Origin of the sequence: Pseudarthrobacter phenanthrenivorans (genome assembly GCF_036455295.1) — a bacterium.
Lineage (GTDB): Bacteria > Actinomycetota > Actinomycetes > Actinomycetales > Micrococcaceae > Arthrobacter > Arthrobacter phenanthrenivorans_C.
In genome coordinates, this window is sequence record NZ_JAYXNX010000015.1 from 69,922 (window position 1) to 89,003 (window position 19,082).

Annotated in this window: 12 protein-coding genes; 9 read left to right on the forward strand and 3 right to left on the reverse strand. The window is 63.7% G+C overall.

Annotated features, from left to right (window positions below; all coding sequences use genetic code 11):
- The first annotated feature begins 393 nt into the window (after positions 1 to 393).
- The 7 genes from VXJ37_RS17110 to VXJ37_RS17140 all read left to right on the forward strand — a co-directional run bounded on the left by VXJ37_RS17110 (position 394) and on the right by VXJ37_RS17140 (position 10,511).
- Complete coding sequence (locus VXJ37_RS17110; protein WP_331324242.1) at positions 394 to 1,449, forward strand: LacI family DNA-binding transcriptional regulator; 1,056 nt, start codon at positions 394 to 396, stop codon at positions 1,447 to 1,449.
- A gap of 361 nt (positions 1,450 to 1,810) precedes the next feature.
- Entirely contained in the window at positions 1,811 to 2,770 is a 960-nt protein-coding gene (locus tag VXJ37_RS17115; RefSeq protein ID WP_331324243.1) for an ABC transporter substrate-binding protein, read from the forward strand.
- 75 nt (positions 2,771 to 2,845) lie between these two features.
- Complete coding sequence (locus VXJ37_RS17120) at positions 2,846 to 4,378, forward strand: sugar ABC transporter ATP-binding protein (protein WP_331324244.1); 1,533 nt, start codon at positions 2,846 to 2,848, stop codon at positions 4,376 to 4,378.
- Positions 4,371 to 5,417, forward strand: coding sequence for an ABC transporter permease subunit (locus tag VXJ37_RS17125; RefSeq protein ID WP_331324245.1), 1,047 nt, complete (start codon positions 4,371 to 4,373; stop codon positions 5,415 to 5,417). Before VXJ37_RS17120 ends, VXJ37_RS17125 begins: the two co-directional genes overlap by 8 nt.
- A 107-nt stretch (positions 5,418 to 5,524) precedes the next feature.
- On the forward strand, positions 5,525 to 6,874 hold the full coding sequence (locus VXJ37_RS17130) for a hypothetical protein (RefSeq protein ID WP_331324246.1): 1,350 nt from the start codon (positions 5,525 to 5,527) through the stop codon (positions 6,872 to 6,874).
- Between the two features lie 137 nt (positions 6,875 to 7,011).
- Positions 7,012 to 7,971, forward strand: coding sequence for a carbohydrate kinase family protein (locus VXJ37_RS17135; RefSeq protein WP_331324247.1), 960 nt, complete (start codon positions 7,012 to 7,014; stop codon positions 7,969 to 7,971).
- A gap of 398 nt (positions 7,972 to 8,369) precedes the next feature.
- Entirely contained in the window at positions 8,370 to 10,511 is a 2,142-nt protein-coding gene (locus VXJ37_RS17140; RefSeq protein ID WP_331324248.1) for a hypothetical protein, read from the forward strand.
- 130 nt (positions 10,512 to 10,641) lie between these two features.
- Here VXJ37_RS17140 and VXJ37_RS17145 read toward each other — a convergent pair whose 3' ends face one another.
- Positions 10,642 to 11,109, reverse strand: coding sequence for a hypothetical protein (locus VXJ37_RS17145; RefSeq protein ID WP_331324249.1), 468 nt, complete (start codon positions 11,107 to 11,109; stop codon positions 10,642 to 10,644).
- 228 nt (positions 11,110 to 11,337) lie between these two features.
- On the opposite strand from VXJ37_RS17145, the gene VXJ37_RS17150 reads away from it, so the two are divergent.
- Both VXJ37_RS17150 and metH read left to right on the forward strand, forming a co-directional pair.
- Positions 11,338 to 11,727, forward strand: coding sequence for a hypothetical protein (locus tag VXJ37_RS17150; RefSeq protein ID WP_331324250.1), 390 nt, complete (start codon positions 11,338 to 11,340; stop codon positions 11,725 to 11,727).
- Positions 11,728 to 11,826: 99 nt separating this feature from the next.
- Complete coding sequence (gene metH / locus VXJ37_RS17155) at positions 11,827 to 15,471, forward strand: methionine synthase (protein WP_331324251.1); 3,645 nt, start codon at positions 11,827 to 11,829, stop codon at positions 15,469 to 15,471.
- On the opposite strand, the gene VXJ37_RS17160 is transcribed toward metH, so the two are convergent.
- Together VXJ37_RS17160 and VXJ37_RS17165 are read right to left on the reverse strand one after the other, a co-directional pair.
- Positions 15,461 to 18,334 (reverse strand): ATP-binding cassette domain-containing protein, encoded by a 2,874-nt coding sequence (locus tag VXJ37_RS17160; RefSeq protein ID WP_331324253.1) that lies wholly within the window; start codon positions 18,332 to 18,334, stop codon positions 15,461 to 15,463. The genes metH and VXJ37_RS17160 overlap by 11 nt on opposite strands.
- Positions 18,331 to 18,888 carry a hypothetical protein gene (locus tag VXJ37_RS17165; RefSeq protein WP_331324255.1) on the reverse strand — a complete coding sequence of 186 codons (558 nt, stop codon included), beginning with the start codon at positions 18,886 to 18,888 and terminating at the stop codon, positions 18,331 to 18,333. Before VXJ37_RS17165 ends, VXJ37_RS17160 begins: the two co-directional genes overlap by 4 nt.
- Positions 18,889 to 19,082: the final 194 nt, after the last annotated feature.

Genomic DNA, 19,082 nt, shown 5'->3' on the forward strand with positions numbered 1-19,082 from the left:
TATCCGGGTTTGCCCGATAAGGAAGAACCGTGAAACTAGAGCCAGAACGGCGAGGGATTCGACTACTCAGTTCGGGGTTAGCCGAGTATCTGAAAGGCGTCCTTGAGCGCGTCGCCATCGTAACGTACGTCTCGCTGGCGTGCCGTTAGGCTCGGCCGACATGGCCCCGCATGGCCTTCCCAGATGACTCGGAGCGCCAGATGGTCACCCTGGGGTACCGAGGGGATCCAATCCGCGATGGGCTGCTCGTGCAACGGGTGTTTCAGCTCCTTCTCAGTTCCGGGTTATTGACGTGTGCGGGCAATCACATTATGGTGGAGCCTAATCCTTTAGGTAACGCGATCTAAATCGACGTGGAGCCTAAACCTAAACGATTAGAAGGCAGGCGAGGGCATGGCAAAGAAGCCCACCTTGCGGGACGTCAGCGAGGCCACGGGCCTGTCGTCCTACACAGTTTCACGTGCTTTGAGTAACGGCCCGGACGTTTCAGATGCGAGCAGGCAGCTGGTGCTGAAGGCTGCCCGGGAATTGGGTTATGTCCCGAATCGTGCTGCGCAGGAACTGCGCAAGAAATCGCGCAGTTCCGTCGCGGTGATCACGGCGAGCACGTCGAACTACTACTACCTGGATCTTATGAAGGGAGTCCAGCGGGTCCTGCGGGTATCCGGTCGGAATGCCGTTGTGGCCGACATTGCCGCCGAAGGCGTCTATACACCCGAGGTGGAAGATGCCATTGTTCAGGACTTGATCCAGTCGCGTACGGCTGGCATCATCACGACTCTGACGCTGAGCAGCGAAAACGTTAAGCTCTTGGAAAGCTGGGACATCCCGGTGGTTTTCGTTGACTCAGCGCCGCCGGAAGATGCCACTCAAGTGCCGAGCATCTGGACGGACAATTACACCGCGAGCATGACGGCGGGGGCGCATCTGGCCCAGCACGGCTATACGGATTGGCTCTTCCTGGCCTATCCCAGCCGCTGGTCCACGCGCGCTGAACGGGAGCGCGGGCTCCACGAAGCTGCCACGAAGCATGGGGCTGCGCTCCAGGTGCTGGAGACGGAAAACGACTCTGACTCAGCATGCAAGACGTTGTCGAACTACCTGAACACCCCCGGGCGAACACTGCCCAGGGCGATCATCGCTGGAAACAACCCCCTGTTGCACGGTGTACTTACCGCGCTCAAGCAACGTGAGATTGTTGTCCCAACCCAGGTGGCCCTCATGGCTTTTGACGAGTTTGCCTGGGCGCCTTTGCTGGATCCGCCGCTGACTGTGGTCGATGAGGACAGCGAATCGATCGGCGTTCTGGCCGCGCAGACGCTGACCCGCATTCTGGATGGGCAGTTGGAAGCCGAGCGGCGGGGCGATCCCCCCGTACCCAGCTACCGCCCGGAAGACCGCCGGGAGGTGAACGCGGACTTAATCGTGCGGCAGTCTTGCGGCTGCTGACCGGAGCGCTCCGAAGCGCTCCCTGATCCTATAAACGACTACGGTTACCGACCCCGTCTGGTCCGCTTGTGACTTCAGCGGTCAAACATGTGTACTTCCCGCACGCCCGTTACCACAGGGCGGCAGCCTGACCGCCCCTACTCAAGAGCCTGGTTGGGCACGCGAGGGGGAGCGGCAGACAAGGTCGCGATCCGGCGATGACTGCTCAGGCGTTCGTCATATCACCGGGACACATCCCAAAGCCGGTCTTCGCACCGAAGCAAGCCGGCGAAACACTTTCCACCTATTTCCATCCACCGTTTTTCGCGGACCTGGCTTGCCGTCACGGCCTCGCCGGTTCCGGTTCAAAGGAGATCCGAAAATGAAACAGCTCGTCAAGAAGTCCGCAGTCCTCACCGCCGCCGTCACACTGGCTGCGCTCAGCCTCACGGCCTGCAGCTCCGGCGACACCCAGGCCGCGGCCAAGCCGAAAAAGATCGAGAAGATCGGCCTGATGGTCCAGGACATGTCAAACCCGTTTTTTTCAGCCATGGACAAGGGAGCCAAGGAAGCCGCCGCCTCGATAGGAGCCACCGCCAACACCCAGGACGCCCAGCTTGATCTGGCGAATCAGAATACCCAGATTGACACCTTCATCCAGCAGGGCGTGAACCTGATTGTCATCAGCGCCGTTGATGAAAACGGCATCCAGCCGGCTATTGAGCGGGCAAAGCAGGCAGGCATCATTGTGATCGCTGTGGACACTCCCGCCAAGAGCGCCGACGCCGTGGTGATGACCGATGCAGTCCAGGCCGGTGAAAAGTCCTGCCAGTACCTGTTCGAGCAAATGGGAGGAAAGGGCAATGTTCTCCTGGTGGACGGAACCCCGCTCCAGACAATCCGCGACCGCATCACCGGCTGCAACAACGTTGTGAAAAAGTTTCCTGGCGTTAAAGTTGTCGGGCAGCAGGCTTCTAAGAACGACCGCGCCTCCGGCCTCGCCGTAACTACTGACATGCTCACCGCCACCCCGGACGTTCAGGGCATCTTCGGCATGAACGACCCGTCGGCACTCGGCGCCGTACTGGCGGTCCAGCAGGCCCACAAGGCCGGAACCGTAAAGGTCACCGGTGTCGACGGAAGCCCCGAGGCGGTGGCGGAACTGAAGCAGTCAGGGTCGCCGTTCATCGGAACGGCAACGCAGAATCCGGCCGAGATGGTCCGCAAGGCCGTCGAGGTCGCCCAGAACATCATCGATAACAAGCCCCCGGCCCAGACCACCATCCTGATTCCCAGTGAGCTTGTGACCCGCGACACCGTCAGCCAGTACAAGGGCTGGTAGCGCTTAGCCACTCCTGCGTGGGGCCGCTCATCTCGTAGAGCGGCCCCACATGACCGGATCGAGAATAGGCCCACCATGAACACAACAACCTCCCGCCAACCGCTGCTGCAGCTGGAAGGCATCACAAAGCGTTTTGGCGCGACCCTGGCGCTGAACAACGTCCACTTCGACCTGCGTGCGGGTGAAGTTCATGCTCTTATGGGCGAAAACGGGGCCGGTAAATCCACTCTGATGAAGATCCTGGCGGGTAACGTTACCCGCGATTCCGGACGCATCCTGATGGACGGCACCGAAATCGACATCCGTTCCCCGCAGGAGGCCGTTTCCCACGGCATAGCCATTATCCATCAGGAGCTCAACACGGTGCCGGCAATGACAGTTGCTGAGAACCTGGCTCTCGGACGCGAGCCTTCGACCAAGTTCGGGGCCCTGGACCGTCGCGCCATGATTTCCCAGGCCCGAGAAAAACTTGCCCGTGTTGGGGCACGAATCGACCCACGCACCGAGCTCGGCCAACTGAGTATCGGCATGCAACAGATGGTTGAGATCGCGCGTGCCGTCAGCGAGAACGCCAGAATCCTGGTCCTCGATGAACCAACGGCGGCACTGTCACGAAGCGAGACCCTGCACCTTTTCCAGATCATCAACGAATTGCGCGACGCAGGCGTCGGGCTGGTGTACATCTCCCATCGGATGGAAGAAGTCTGGGAACTTGGGGATCGCGTCACCGTGTTCCGCGACGGCACTTACGTCGGTACCAGGGAAAAGACTGAGATCAGCCCGCCCGATGTCGTACGGATGATGGTGGGCCGCAACCTTGAGGACCTCTACCACCACTACCGGCACAGCCCGGGAGAGATCATGCTGGACGTGAAAGACCTCACCGACGGAGCCGGAATCGGCCCGGTCAGCTTCCAGGTACGTGCAGGGGAAGTTGTCGCCCTTTCCGGGCTCATCGGGGCTGGCCGCACAGAGACAGCCCGCATGATCTTTGGCGCGGACCGGCCCCGCGGCGGCACTGTCACGGTCCAAGGCAAGGCCGCAACCGTCTCCAGTCCTGCCCAGGCCATAGCCAGCGGGATCGCCATGGTGCCTGAGGACCGCAAGGATCAGGCCCTGTTCGTCTCCCACTCTGTCGAGGACAACATCGCTGTCAGTTCCTTGGGCGGCCACGTAAACGCCGGCGTGCTCCAACGGACGAGGATCCGGAACGCGGTGAAAAAGCAGATGGAACGCCTGCACCTGCGGCAAAACGCCCTGCGCCTGCCGGTTAGCGCGCTGTCGGGCGGCAACCAGCAAAAGGCCGTCCTGGCCCGGTGGCTGATGAGGGAATCCGATGTCCTGATCCTGGATGAACCAACCAGGGGCGTGGATATCGGCGCCAAAAGCGAAATCTATGAAGTCATCAACGACTTGGCCAGGGCCGGCAAGGCGATTCTGGTCATCTCCTCAGACCTTCCCGAAGCGATCGGCATCAGCGACCGGCTCCTGGTGATGCGCTCCGGCCAGATCGTCCACGAACTCAACTCACGCACCGCCAGCGAAGAGGACGTCATGTCCCATGCGACCGGTACCGCAGCACAAACAAACGGAGAATTCCATGACTAACCAGGCTCTCAACCCACAGGGTGCTGACGTCCGGCAAGACGCCGTCGCTACCCCTGCCCGCGGCTTCGACTTCGCCTACTGGTGGGACCGGGTTGGCATCCTGGTTGTCCTGATCGCCCTCGTTGCGCTAATGGTCGTCATCGCCCCGAACTTCGCGAGCGTCAACAACCTGCTCAACATCGCCCGGTCGATCTCCATCAACGCGATCCTTGCCGCCGGAATGACATTCGTCATTCTCGCGGCCGGGATCGACCTCTCCGTCGGCTCTATTCTGGCGGTCTCCGGGGTTGCGTCAGTGATGGCAGGCATCGCGGGACTTCCCGCGCCCGTGGCGATCCTGGTCGGAGTTCTGGCTGGGGCCCTCGCGGGACTGATTAACGGCCTGCTCAGCTCCTACCTGGCGTTGGCCGCCTTCATCGTCACCCTCGGCACCATGACCTTCCTGCGCGGCCTGGCCTACACGATGACCGACGGGCAGCCCATCGTCTCCAATACCCTCAATTTCCGGGACATCGGCAATGGGTACATAGCGGGCATCCCCGTACCCGTGGTGATCATGATCATCGTCTACGTTGCAGCATGGTTCGTCCTTGAGCGCACCCGCTACGGCCGGCACGTTTACGCCGTAGGCGGCAACGCTGAAGCAGCCAGACTGGCAGGAATCAATGTCAAGCGCGTCCTCACTTCCGTCTACGTCATCGCGGGTGTCTGCGCCGGACTCGCCGGCGTCATCTTTTCCGCCCGAGTCGTCTCTGCCCAGCCGACAGCAGGCACCGGCTACGAACTGGATGCGATCGCAGCCGTTGTTCTGGGCGGGACAAGTCTAGTTGGCGGCCGTGGTCGGATCTACGGAACCCTCATCGGCTCCATCATTCTCGGTGTCCTGAGCACCGGGCTGATCCTGATGAACGTCCAGTTCTTCACCCAACTGCTGATCAAGGGCCTCGTCATCATCCTCGCCGTGGCTATCGACAGCCTCAAACAACGTACGCTCCGCCTGCCGTGGTCAAAGGCCACCGCGGCACAGAAACCTGCATAAGCGCACTTCCGACGCATCAGGCAGCTGCATGCCTGCCCGCGGGACATTCCAGCCCCTTTCCCAAGCGGCCGGAATACATCCCCACACGAAAATGAGAGGAAAAGCCCGTGGCATTGCCCACCATCGCCGTCAAGGACGCCCTTCCCGGACGCCGCACCAACGAACCAGTGACCTTCACGGTCGACGGCAAATTCACCGAGAACCTTTGGACTGCAACCACAAGTTCCGGCGACACCGTTATCTGTCAGCGGCTCAACGACCAACCCGAACCAGGTAAAACCGCGTTCGTCACCGTCCTGTCCTTTGACGGAAGCGTAGAGCTCACGCTGACCGAGCCTGTCACCGGTCACGTCGAGGGGATCACCAAACGGGACCCTGTCGAACCCGACGCTTTCGTCCGACTGGACACCGGGTACTTCGACCTCGAAATGTGCTCGGGAACCGCCGAGGGTACCGGCGCGTCAAAATGGGGACTCCGTCATTTCGCAACGCTCAAAGAAGGCATTGACCTGCTGCCCTCAGGCAACAACGCCATCGGCGGATTCTACGGCCCCTTCTTCACCCCTGAAAACGGCCTCATCAACCCGCCCGAACACACCACCGTCCAAATCGAAACTGTCGAACAAGGTCCCATCCTTCATCACTACCGGATGCACGGGAAAATCCCCGACGGCCTGCTCGAAGAACTCAAGGGCAAGACGTTTTCCATTGACTGGCAATTCACCCACGGCACGCCCTACTTCACCCGCTGCTATCGGGTGGACGACTTCCAGACCATCGTCAACGGACGCTCGATAACCAACAAGATCACCGTCGGCGATGAATTCGAAGCCGGCCAAGGCGACGTCGTGTTCAACCGCTTCGAAGCCTATGACGGCACACGGTACCGCTCGGGCGATCCTTACGCCGCTGAACTCGCAATAATGGTCGACGAGACCATCGCAACCTCCACCTCAAGCAGCGAGAAGTTCCAGGAATTCCGCCGCCAACTCACCGGCGACATCGAAGCGGCACACTGGGACCTGTACTGGCGCCTGTTCTGCAGCTGGGAAGCCGCCCTGGACAACGAGGAGATCCGCGAACGCCTCGCCCGTGTCAGGACGACCTCGCACGTGCTGGCTGACCTGCCTGAGCGGCGTTGGACGATAGCGGATGCCCCCGTCGATGTCTCTGCTGTGCCGCACGAAACCATCTTCGCCGGGCCGGCCTCAAAAACCGCCGAATTCCATTCAGACCTCGACAGAACCATGGTCTGGTGGACCTCTGAACCGTCCGGCGCCTTCCAGATCGTCCAGCGCCGCCAGTCCGGCTGGGTCAACTGGGGAACAAACGGTGAAAACGAATGCCCCGAACTTCCCGTCGGTGTCCAAATCAAAACGGCATACGGTATCTTCAGCGACGGCTGGCAGCACGTGGCAGACCAACTGGAGACCGCACCCACGGCCCACCGCGCATGACCTCCAAAAGCGCCGCATCTGATCCCCGGGCTAGGAACGCCGTTACCGTTCGGGAGACCCTTCGGGGTACTTCCAGCCCGCCACCGCACTGCCAACAGGAAGCCATGCCGCCCCCCAGCCCAGACACTTAGCCCCAAGTGACGGTCATCGGTGAATCGCTCGTGGACGTCATCACTCATCCCCACAAAGCGGGAACCCCGACTGCCATACGTCCGGGCGGAAGCCCGCTAAACGTTGCCATTGGCTGTGCGCGCCTCGGCATGACGACCAGTTTGGTCACCCACTACGCAAAGGACCAGAACGGGGGGATGATCGAAAAACACCTGACGGCCAACGGGGTCGCCGCCCTCGTCGGCGGACACTCCCCGACAAGCGTTGCCACCGCAAACATCGACCACGCTGGAGCCGCCCGCTATACCTTCGCCATCACCTGGGACCTTAACGGGGCCTCTCTCCCGGCCCTGGCAGCAATCGAAAGCTCCCGCCACGTCCATACAGGGTCGATCGCCACGGTCCTGCCGCCCGGGCGCGACACCGTCTACACACTGTTGCAGGCTGCCCGTGGACACGCCACAATCAGCTACGACCCGAACTGCCGGCCCGCGATCAGCGGAGATGTTCACAGCACCCGCCGGGACATCAAGCGGTTTGTAGCGACGAGCGATATCGTCAAGGCCAGCAACGAAGACCTGGAATGGCTATACCCGGACAGGACGCCTGACCAGACCGTGCAAGCATGGCTCAAGCTGGGACCGGCCATGGTGGCAGTCACCCGCGGAGCAGGCGGTCCACTAATCACAAACGGCCGCACGATGCTGCAGATGCCGGCCCGGGAAATCGAAGTCGCCGACACCGTCGGCGCAGGCGATTCCTTCATGGCCGGACTAAGTTCCTGGCTCGGCACGAGAAACCTCCTCGGCGCAGGCGCCCGGGCGAAATTGAAGGATCTCTCACCCCAAGCACTTCGGAACCTGCTTGACTTCGCGAACAGCGCAGCATCCATCACCTGCTCAAGACCAGGCGCCGATCCACCTTGGGCGCGAGAGCTTAGCAGCGACGCATTCGCCGCTGCGGCAGATTTCCTTAGCGTGCATTGAACGACCCGCAAAGCCGAAAGCCGATGGAATCAGACCGACGGGCGACGCCGTCGCGGTTACCGAAGGGTCGACCGACCCAGGCCCTTCGCTGGTTTTCGCGGACGATAAGGGCGAGGCCGGTGGTGCCCTCAGGGCTATCTCGGGCCCTTCCCCCATCGACGATTTCAAACGCCGATAATGGAGATTCTGTAAGGCTATGGGGGAGCGTTTGACAGCCGCATTGTGCGGCTCAGGAAGAGAAAAGTGGCCTAGCTCGGCGTTGGCAATCGATCGGAGCCGAGGGCATCCCGCGCATCTTGCTGCCGCCGGAGGTCCCAAATTTCATCCACGGTGGCATGCTCCGCCTTAGAATAATTACACGGGTGTGACACCCACGAATACTTATTGGGGGAGCGCGCGTGACTACTGACGTTGCCGGTGTTGTTGAAGCCGAGGATATTGGACCGGGGGCCATAGGATTTCTTTCCGCAATTCAGCGGGTCATTAATTCTGCTAGGCCTTCCACCGAGGCGGACTTGCTATCCGCGGCTGCTTGCCAGTTTCTCCATAAGGCGCAGCGAGCCAGCGCTGAAGAAGTCCGCCGGGCGGTGGGGGAGATGTGGCCCGGGAGCCAACCCACTGTGCCGCAAATATCAGGTGCGCTTGGTCTTGCTAAAGAGCTGGGACTGGCGGCGGCAGAGGACTCGCACTGGTTTCTCACCGCCCAAGGGCTAGTGGATGTCCAGCGCCATGCGTCTTGGGTGGAGGACATGAGGTCGCGCATAACTGCCGAAATTCGTGTTCGCTCACGGGAGGGGCTGGGTTATGAGCCGGACAGCACCGAAGCGTCGCTTTGGCTCAACCAACTCGTGAAGGCGTTAATATCCGGTATAGAAAAGTCTCAGGCAGCTTACTTGGGCAACGTTGAACAGCTGATCCAAGGCCACATAACTCCGCGAGAGGTCAAGCAAAAGGAGATTCTTGATCACCTCGACGGCACGAACGGTAGTCCTGACGTAGTTGAGCTGCTGAAGTCGCTGGCCATAGCAGCACTAGACCCTCTTGACCCCTTCGGCAAGGAACTGGTTAGCCAAATAACGACGGGCTGCATTCTAAACTCATATGTCTCTGGTCGCTCCGGCGCAGAGGTTACCAGGGAGATTGGAAGTCCTGCATCTCAACGTGCCATTCTTGACACTCCCGTCCTATTGTCTCTGCTCGGGAGAAGCGCCGAACGCCGGGACACGGAACTGACAATTCGAAGTGCGGCCGCTGCTGGTTGGGACGTGGTTGTCTGCAGGCATTCCTTAGATGAGCTCGATCAACTTCTGCGGCGGGAGATCCCTGAGATCGAGGAACGCTTCAAGGAAGCGCACTCACGGAATGCAAAGGTTGAATTCTATGCTGCCCTAGTCGACGACCAGCTGCACGGGATGTGCATTGCTGCGCTGAATGACGGAACATACAAAAGACTGAGCGACATTCTGAAAGCATGCAGTCAGTTGGAATCTGACCTCACGTCCTGGGGGGTTAACGTCCGGGAGCACAACAATCAGCTTTCCCCGGAGCGGGTAAGTCGGTGCATCGAAGCCCTAAAGGAACAGATCCAAAAGATTCCGCGTTCCTCACGGTCCAGCCAGGTAATTGAGCGCGACGCGAATACGATGGCTATGGCCTGGAGGAGGCGTCGGCGGGAACAGTCACATAGCTGGCCGGGCGCTTGGATTATCACGAGCGATCGGCTCATGGCACCTGCCTACCGAACCATTTCGTCGGATAGGGTGTCACTTACGCTAAGCCTTCCCCAATGGACGACCGTAGTATCAATCAGCGCTCCCCCGAGTGATCTTCGTGGCCTTGCTAGTGCTGCTGCTGGTCAGTTCGCGGAGGAGACTATGTGGCAGTTGCCGGCCAGGTTCCCGGCTGATTTCGCAATGAGCCTTGCTGCCCAATTGTCGCCTAACCAGGGCGGCTCCGACATGGATCTCCGCCACGCCCAGATGATTCTGTCCTTGCCAGAGATGTTGGACGAGCTGGAGACCAGTTCATCAGCTACTGCCATTGCGGCTACAGTTCTCGCGGCAAGGACGAAGCGCGTTGACGCCATGACGCAGCGAGAGAAAGACCGTCATAAGGACGAATTCGCTCGTGTCAATGTGGAAGCTAGTGAGGCCCACGACGCTGCTCGCGAGGCCAGGATCAGGGAGCTTGAGGCGGAGAATGAAGCGGCTCGACTTGCCAAAGAATTAGCTGCGGAGCGTGCCAAGTCAGAAGCTGCGGAAGCAACACTGAAAGAGACGAGAATCAAGCACCGACGCATATTGTGGAGCATTTTGCTTGTGAGTATAGCTTGCGTCTTTCCTGTCGTTGGGGTCATCACAAATAACAGCTTGTCTGCTTTGATAGGCGTGGGCTTGGCGTTAGGAATGACCGTCCTTGCTGTTCGTTGGTGTCGGGATTTGAATATCGCACTTCCGGTCGTTGCATGGACCGTCATTGTCGACGGCGTAGGTCTAGTGTCATCGCTAATATCGCTCATGAATCCGGGGCAGGCGGGCTAGTCCTGCCTGTAGGAACCGTGCTGTCGGTAGATTTCGGCGTGGGCCACGCGCAGAACCCTTCCAGGGTTCCCCCGGTCGATTCAATGGGCCGATAGTGGAGATTTTGTCCACCTGGGCTGAGGCGAGTAGTCTACGCGAGCGGTGGCCGAATCCTATGGATCTCAGTCGTCACGTGATTCATCCGCCTGATGCTGATGTCCATCCATTCGTCGTCTATCCAAAACCGTCGCCCAGTCGTTGCGCGGTTCTGCGTTTCAGCACGTAGCAGGCGCTGCAAGCCAGACGGGTGTGTTGCCGGGCGAGCATGCAAGACATCGCTGCGAATTTCAGCGATGACGAACAGGCCACGGTAGACGGCAACGATGTATTCCCTGATCGGCCCATCAGCCATTGAGGCGGCCGATGTTTTTAGTTCCTTGGCTATCCCTGCCGTCATGAGAGGCTCGAGCAGATCCAGTCGTAGGTTCTCCGGCAGATCCTTAGCCAACCGGTTTAGGTCACCCAAGACTGTCCACTCTGCAGAGCTCGCGGCGTAGGCAATCTCGCCTATTCGTGCGAGATAAGAATCCTCCGGCAAGGCCACCGTTGATCGTTCCATAGCTTTGACCGTAGCATTCGTGCCCCTTGTGCCATTTGGCGATGCAGGATGCACTCTTATCCAAATGACGGCTCCGGATTGAAGGCCGATAACGGACGTTCCGTAAAGATAGCTGCCTCAGCCACGGTCGCCGACCCCGAACTTGACACCAAGTCACGTCACCATTTATCCGCTTCTCTTGACCTGCGACTGGCGTCAAACTAACTTGACGCCATGGATCAGGCGTCAGTGGAGCAGGCACTCAACAGCGGTGACGTCCACGAGTTGCTCAAAGTGTGGGAAGACTTCAACCGGGGCGAGGCATCGCCTGGCATTTCCTCCGCCGGCAACGATCATGCGCTGGAAGCTGCAGCACATTTTTTGTCAGAGGTATCGGAAGTCGCCGCGCTGGAGGCACTGCGGGCAAATGCCAGGGCAGTCGAGCTGCTCACCGCCAGACGCTGGTACGTCATGAAGTCTGCCCGTGAGGGAGGTGCCACATGGGCACAGATCGGTGAGGCATTGGGGATCACAAAGCAAGCAGCCCATGATTTTTACCGCCGCAAGATCGAAGAAGAGGAAAGGCACTTGCCGGATCTCCACGACATGGCAGCCGCTCGCGCCGTCCTCGAGGACTGACTTGAGGGACGGGAGAAGGCGCCGGGAGATGGGAGCCCACCAGCCGTAGTATCCGGACACACAGCGCAACGCAGGCGCCCCCGCCCGTAACCTGTTTAAATGCCTCGTTTCGCACTGGACATCGAGTCCGTCCCCCGTCCCGCCCGTTCGCAGGAACTCCTGGACGCCGTGAACCAGCGGGTGGTCATCGCCGACGGCGCCATGGGCACCATGCTCCAGGGCCGTGACCTGCAGCTCGACACGGACTTCCAGAACCTCGAGGGCTGCAACGAGATCCTCAACGACACCCGCCCGGACGTCATCGCCGACATCCACGACGCCTACTTCGCCACCGGCATCGACGCCGTGGAAACCAACACCTTCGGCGCCAACTGGTCCAACCTCTCCGACTACGGTATCGATGACCGCATCGAGGAGCTCGCCCGCAAGGGTGCCAGGATCGCCCGCGAGCGGGCCGAAGCGGCAGAAGAAACAGACGGCCGCATGCGCTGGGTCCTCGGCTCCATGGGCCCGGGCACCAAGCTCCCCAGCCTGGGCCACACCAGCTACGACTACCTCAAGCAGACCTTTGCCCTGCAGGCCGAGGGCCTCATCGACGGCGGCGCTGACGCGTTCCTCATCGAAACCAGCCAGGACCTCCTGCAGACCAAGGCCGCCGTCAACGGCTGCAAGCGGGCCATCGTCTCCAAGGGCGTCCGCCTCCCCATCTTTGTCGAGGTCACGGTGGAGACCACCGGCACCATGCTCATGGGCTCCGAAATCGGCGCCGCGCTCACCGCCCTGGAACCGCTCGGCGTCGACGCCATCGGCCTCAACTGCGCCACGGGTCCGGATGAGATGAGCGAGCACCTCCGCCACCTCTCCAAGCAGTCCTCCGTCGCAATCGCCTGCATGCCCAACGCCGGCCTGCCCGTCCTGGGCGCCAACGGCGCGCACTACCCGCTCACCCCCGCCGAACTCGCCACCGCGCACGAACAGTTCGTCCGCGAATTCGGCCTGGGCCTGGTGGGCGGTTGCTGCGGTACGACGCCGGAACACATGGCCGCCGTCGTCGAACGCCTTGCGCCCTTCCGCACCAAAGCCGTGGAGACCAAGGCAGCCAACGCGCCGGCAAGAATCCCCGAAGAACGCGAAGCCGGCGTCGCCTCCCTCTACCAGCACGTGAACTTCGACCAGGAGTCCGCCTACCTGGCCATCGGTGAGCGCACCAACGCCAACGGCTCCAAGGCCTTCCGCCAGGCCATGCTCGAAGAGCGCTGGGATGACTGCGTGGACATCGCCCGCGAGCAGATCCGCGTTGGCGCCCACCTCCTGGACGTCTGCATCGACTACGTGGGCCGCGACGGCGTCGCCGACATCAAGGAGGTCGTAAGCCGCTTCGCGTCCGCCTCCACCCTCCCGCTGGTCATCGACTCAACCGAACCGCCCGTGCTGCGGGCCGGCCTGGAACTCATCGGCGGCCGCCCCGTGGTCAACTCCGTCAACTACGAGGACGGCGACGGCCCGGACAGCCGCTTCGCCCGCATCATGCCGCTGGTTAAGGAACACGGCACGGCCGTGATCGCCCTGACCATCGACGAACAGGGGCAGGCCCGCACCACCGACGGCAAGGTGGCCATCGCCTCCCGCCTCGTCGACGCCCTCGTGGGCGAATGGGGCATGCGCGTCGAGGACATCATCGTGGACTGCCTCACCTTCCCCGTCGCCACCGGCCAGGAGGAAACCCGCCGCGACGGCATCGAAACCATCGAAGCCATCCGCCAGATCACCGCGAAGTATCCCGGCATCAACACCACGCTCGGTGTCTCCAACGTCTCCTTCGGCCTGAACCCGGCAGCCCGCATCGTGCTGAACTCCGTGTTCCTGCATGAGGCAGTGCAGGCCGGCCTGACCAGCGGCATCATCGACGCCGCCAAGATCGTCCCGCTCGCGTCCCTCCCGGAGGAGCAGCGCAAGGTGGCCCTGGACCTGGTCTGGGACCGCCGTGAATACGACGCCGACGGCAACACCACCTACGACCCCCTGGCCAGCATGCTGGACATGTTCGCCGGCGTCGACACCGCAGCCCTCAAGGACCAGCGCGCCGCCGAACTCGCTGCGCTGCCCACCGGCGCCCGCCTGGAACGCCGCATCATCGACGGCGAAGGCAAGGGCCTCGAAGATGACCTGGACCTTGCCCGCAGCGAGGGCATGACCCCGCTGGGCATCATCAACGACCACCTGCTCGAGGGCATGAAGGTGGTGGGCGAACGCTTCGGCGCCGGCGAGATGCAGCTGCCGTTCGTGCTGCAGTCCGCCGAGGTCATGAAGAACGCCGTGGCCCTGCTGGAGCCGCACATGGAAAAGTCGGACTCCTCCGGCAAGGGCACCATGGTGATCGCCACCGTGCGCGGCGACGTGCATGACATCGGCAAGAACCTGGTGGACATCATCCTCACCAACAACGGCTACAAAGTGGTCAACATCGGCATCAAACAGGGCATCGCCGAGATCATCGCCGCCGCGGAGGAGCACAACGCCGACGTGATCGGCATGTCCGGCCTGCTGGTGAAGTCCACCGTGGTGATGAAGGAAAACCTCGCCGAACTGCAGTCCCGCGGACTGGCCAAGAAGTGGCCCGTCATCCTGGGCGGCGCAGCCCTCACCCGCGCCTACGTGGAGCAGGACCTGGCCGAACAGTTTGATGGCGTGGTCCGCTACGCCAAGGACGCCTTCGAGGGCCTGTCCCTCATGGAGCCGCTGGTGCGCGTTGCCCGCGGCGAATCGCCGGACGACGTCGGCCTGCCGCCGCTGAAGAAGCGCATCCACAAGGGCGGTGCGAAGTTCACGGTGACCGAGCCCGAAGCCATGCCCGGCCGCTCCGACGTCGCCACCGACAACCCGGTGCCGGTGCCGCCGTTCTGGGGCACCCGCATCGTCCGCGGCGTCTCGCTTCACGACTACTCAGCGTTCCTCGACGAGCGCGCCACCTTCATGGGGCAGTGGGGCCTTAAGCCCGGCCGCGGCGAGGACGGCGCCTCCTACGAGGAACTCGTGGAACGCGAGGGCCGCCCCCGCCTGCGCTACTGGTTGGACCGCATCCTGGGCGAGGGCATGCTGGACGCCTCCGTGGCCTACGGCTACTTCCCCGTGGTCTCCGAGGGCGAACAGGTAGTGGTACTCCACCACGGTGAGGACCACGACGGCGTCCTGGGCCAGGCGGGCCTGCTCGCCCCCGACGGTGGTTCAGGCGGCCCCATCGGCACCGACCGCCTGCGCTTCGACTTCCCGCGCCAGCGCCGCGACCGGCACCTGTGCCTGGCCGACTTCGTAAAGTCCCGCGAGTCAGGGCAGATCGACGTGCTGCCGGTGCAGCTGGTCACCGCCGGATCCAAGATCGAAGAGTTTACGTCCAAGATGTTCGCGGCCAACCAGTACCGCGACTACTACGAGCTCAACGGCCTGGTCATGCAGCTCACCGAGGCGCTCGCCGAGTTCTGGCACGCCCGGATCCGAAAGGAGCTCGGCTTCGCCGCCGAGGAGCCCAAGGACACGGCAGGGTACTTCAAGCTGGACTACCGCGGTGCCCGCTTCTCGCTCGGCTACCCCGCGTGCCCGGACATGGAAGACCGCCGCAAGGTCACCGAGCTGCTGAAACCCGAGCGCATGGGCGTCATCCTGAGCGACGAGCTCATGCTGCACCCGGAACAGTCCACCGACGCGTTCGTCTTCCACCACCCGGAGGCCAAGTACTTCAAGGTGTGAGCTGGCGCCGCTTCCGGGCCGACGCGGAGAGGGCATGGGCCGAAGCGGAGTGTCCGGCCTGCCCGCCGGGTCCCGGAACACTGCCGGACACCGGCTTCACCCGCCGCAGTGAGGCCAGCACGGCGCGCCCCACCACGGCGATCCCGATCACCGTGGTGACGGCCCGCAGGGTGTCCCAGCCCGCCGTCGACGTCAGCAGTGAATACAGCAGGAAGCTGCTGAGGTTGGTGCCCAGCGGCGCGCCCGGAACGTACGAGATGCCCGTGCCGGCGCCCACCGCAAAGGGCCAGAACCACAAGTTCAGCAGCAGGCCGAACAGGTAGGACGACACGACGCCGTAGCCCGCCAGCATCCACAGCTCCGCCCTGCCGCGCACCCGGCGGGGCAGCAGGCCGGCCCCGGCGCCCACCCACCCGCAGGCAAAGATCTGGAACGGCGTCCACGGCCCAATCCCACCCCACAGTGTGCTGGAGAGGGCGATGGTGGCGGCCCCCAGGAGCAGGCCGAACCGGGGACCGAACGCGCGGCCGGCCAGGATCAGCAGGATAAAGACCGCCTCCACGCCGCCGACGCCGGTGCTCGCCACCCGGACGGCGGAACCGACGGCGGCAAGCACGCCGAGAAGCGCTACGGTGTGCGCCGAGCGGACGGACCCGTCCAGGGACACCACGACGGCGACCGCGGCCACGGGTGCGATGGCCAGCGCCGCGAACGGAAGGGCAGCGGTGGCGTCCCGAGGGAGGGCCGCAGCGAGCAGTGGCCAGCAGAACGCGGCCAGGGCGATCAGGTTGGCTGCTGCCAGCACCGTGAGCTCTGCGGCCCGGGGCATCCGGGGCCGGCGCTGCTTCTGCCCGCCCGCAGTCCCGGACGGCTCCCTGGACACAGGTGAGGGAAAAGCGGAAAGCGCAGGCCGGGGACATGGGACAAACGGCTCGGGGACGGGAGGCGCCTCCGTTGCTGGCGCCACACCGTCCCGCATCGGCAGGATCCGGGCGCCCAGGCCCTGGACGAAATCAAGGTCGTGGGTGGCGATCAGGACTGCCGCGCCATCCTCCGCCGCCGCGCGCAGGGCTGACGAAACCGCCGCACGGGCCGACGGATCCAGCCCCCGCGTGGGTTCATCAATCAGGAGAACGTCCGGGGCGTCCATGGTCTGCAGGGCGACGGCAAGGATCCTGCGCTCCCCGGCGGACAGGTCGCGGGGATGCTCGTGGCCGATGGGCATCCGGGCACCCCCGCGCAGGCGGGTCAGGCGTGCGGCTGCGGAACCTGGCTCGAACCGTCCGCCGTTCCTGCGGGGCCGCAGCCGCCGTTCTGCCGCCTGCAATTCTCCTGCCACCGTGTCACGGGTGAAGAGGTCATCCGAGGCATCCGGCACCAGGGTGACCCGGCCGCCGTCGACCGTGCCGCCGTCGGTGCCTGCACTGCGCCTGCGCTCTGTGGCCAGGGCGAGGGCCACCAGGAGGGACGACTTCCCGGCTCCGTTCGGCCCCACCAGGGCAACGATCTCCCCGCGGCGCAGGGCAAGCGAAGCGTCACGCACCAGCGGTTTGCCGTCGCGGTGCACGGAAAGGTTTGTTGCGGTCAGGACGGCCGGATGGTCGGGGACACCGACGGCCGCCGCACCCACAGTGTGGTGGGTGGGAGCGGCCGGCGCAGCACCCTGCACCAGGGAGGCGCCCTCGATGGTCCACCACGAATCAGCCACGGGCACCAGCGCGTGCGCCCGGTGCTCGGCCACGACCACGCAGACGCCCTCCGCGTGGGCGAGGGCATCCAGGACGCCGATGACGCGGGTGCGTGCGGTTGCATCAAGGTCGGCCAGGGGCTCATCCACCAGGAGCAGCTGCGGATGGTCCACGACGGCGGCCGCGATGGCCACGAGCGTGGCCTCACCCGCCGAGAGGGTACTCACGGCCCGGTCCAGCAGTGCCGTGACCCCGATACGTTCCGCGACGTCCAGCACCCGGTCCTTGGCGCCGGCGGGCGCCATGCCGCGCAGCTCGAGTGCCAGGGCGATCTCGTCCCGGACCCGGCCGGTGGCAAAACCGGCGCGCGGGTTCTGGAGGACGACGCCGACCAGCCGGGCGGTCTCCCGCGGCGGGGCGGCGGCACGATCCAGCCCACCGACCTGCACGGTGCCGGAAATGTCCCCGCCGTCAACGTGCGACAGGAGCCCGGCGAGGCCGCGCAGGACGGTGGACTTGCCGGAGCCTGTGGGGCCGGTGACCACCGCAACCGAGCCGCGGGGCGGCGCAAAGCGGTCAACCCTGATGCACGTGTCCGCCACGCGGAACTCTGCGCCGCGGACCAGAAGTGGGGTGCCGCCGTCGGGCCCTTTTCCATGGGCGCCAGGGCCGCCGAAGCCGCGCAGCTCCAGGGCAGCAGCCACCCGGGCGGCATGTTCGAGGGTGCGCTCCAGGATCGGGACCAGGGCGCGGGGTCCGAACCGCTCGCCCCGCAGCCGGAACGCCAGGCGCACGGAGGCCGCGGCGTCGGACAGTGCGGGGAGCGCCGCCCACGCCACCACGAGCATGCGGGCGATGCCCTGCAGTGGGCCGCCGCGGGCCAGCTTCACGAAGCCGCGGGACACATCCACCCAGGCGTTGAGCAGGCCGAACGCGAGGATCATTCCGGCGATCGGGAGGGCGGACAGCACCGCCTCCCAAAGCCCGGGAGCTGACACCGGGCCGAGGAACACCACGTGGGCGTACGGGGCAGGAAGCCGCAGCGGCGGCAGGTTGAGCAGGACCGGGGTGCCGGTGCCCGCTCCATTGAAGAGGGCGCGGTAGAGGACCCGCGCCGCAACGAACACGGCGGCGAGGGCCGCCGCTGCGCGTAACGGCGCGGGCCGGAAAATCATGCCGCGGGTGAGGCCGGCTGGTCGTCCACCGTGAAGAGCAGCTCGAAGCTTTCTCCCGGCTTCAGCTGCAGGGTGGCGAGGCCCTCCTGCGCGAAGGCCCAGTCACCGGAGACCGGCTTGACCCAAAGGCCCCAGTAGGCAAAAGCCGCCGGCATCTTACTGCAGTCCTCGCGGTAGGTGCCGTCCTTGTGCTTGATGTCGAAGTCGGCGGCAGGCACGCCGTTCACCCGGCACACCACTTCGTTGGGGTACTGGGTGGTGCCCTCGGTCTTCACCTTTGCCTCTTCCAGCACCTTGGTGGCTGCGGTGGGTCCATCCACGGGCACGCATACGGACGTGTCGGCGGCAGCCTGCTTCAGGGCGCCGGAATCGACGACGACCTGCACGCCGTTGCTGCAGGACCCGGAGGCGCTGGCTGAAGCGGATGCTGTTGAGGCGGGAGCGGAGGAGCTGGGCTGGTTGGCGGCCGGCGTGGAGCAGGCGGCGAGGGTAAGCAGGAGGCCTGCGGCGGCGAGGGAACTCGAGGCGGCGGTGCGGGTTTTAGTCAATGTCACGTGTCAAGGGTAGGGCGTTGCGCGCGAGGATCCAGAGGCGGTCTCCTTGTATGACGTTCGCGCTGCACATCCGCCGGACTGGTGGCACCAAAAAGGGCCGACGGCGGCACTTTTGGTAAGTGCCGCCGTCGGCCCCTTGGGCCTGGCTTTCCTAGCTTTCGGTTGCCATGGCGGCGTTGACCGGCACCGCCTCG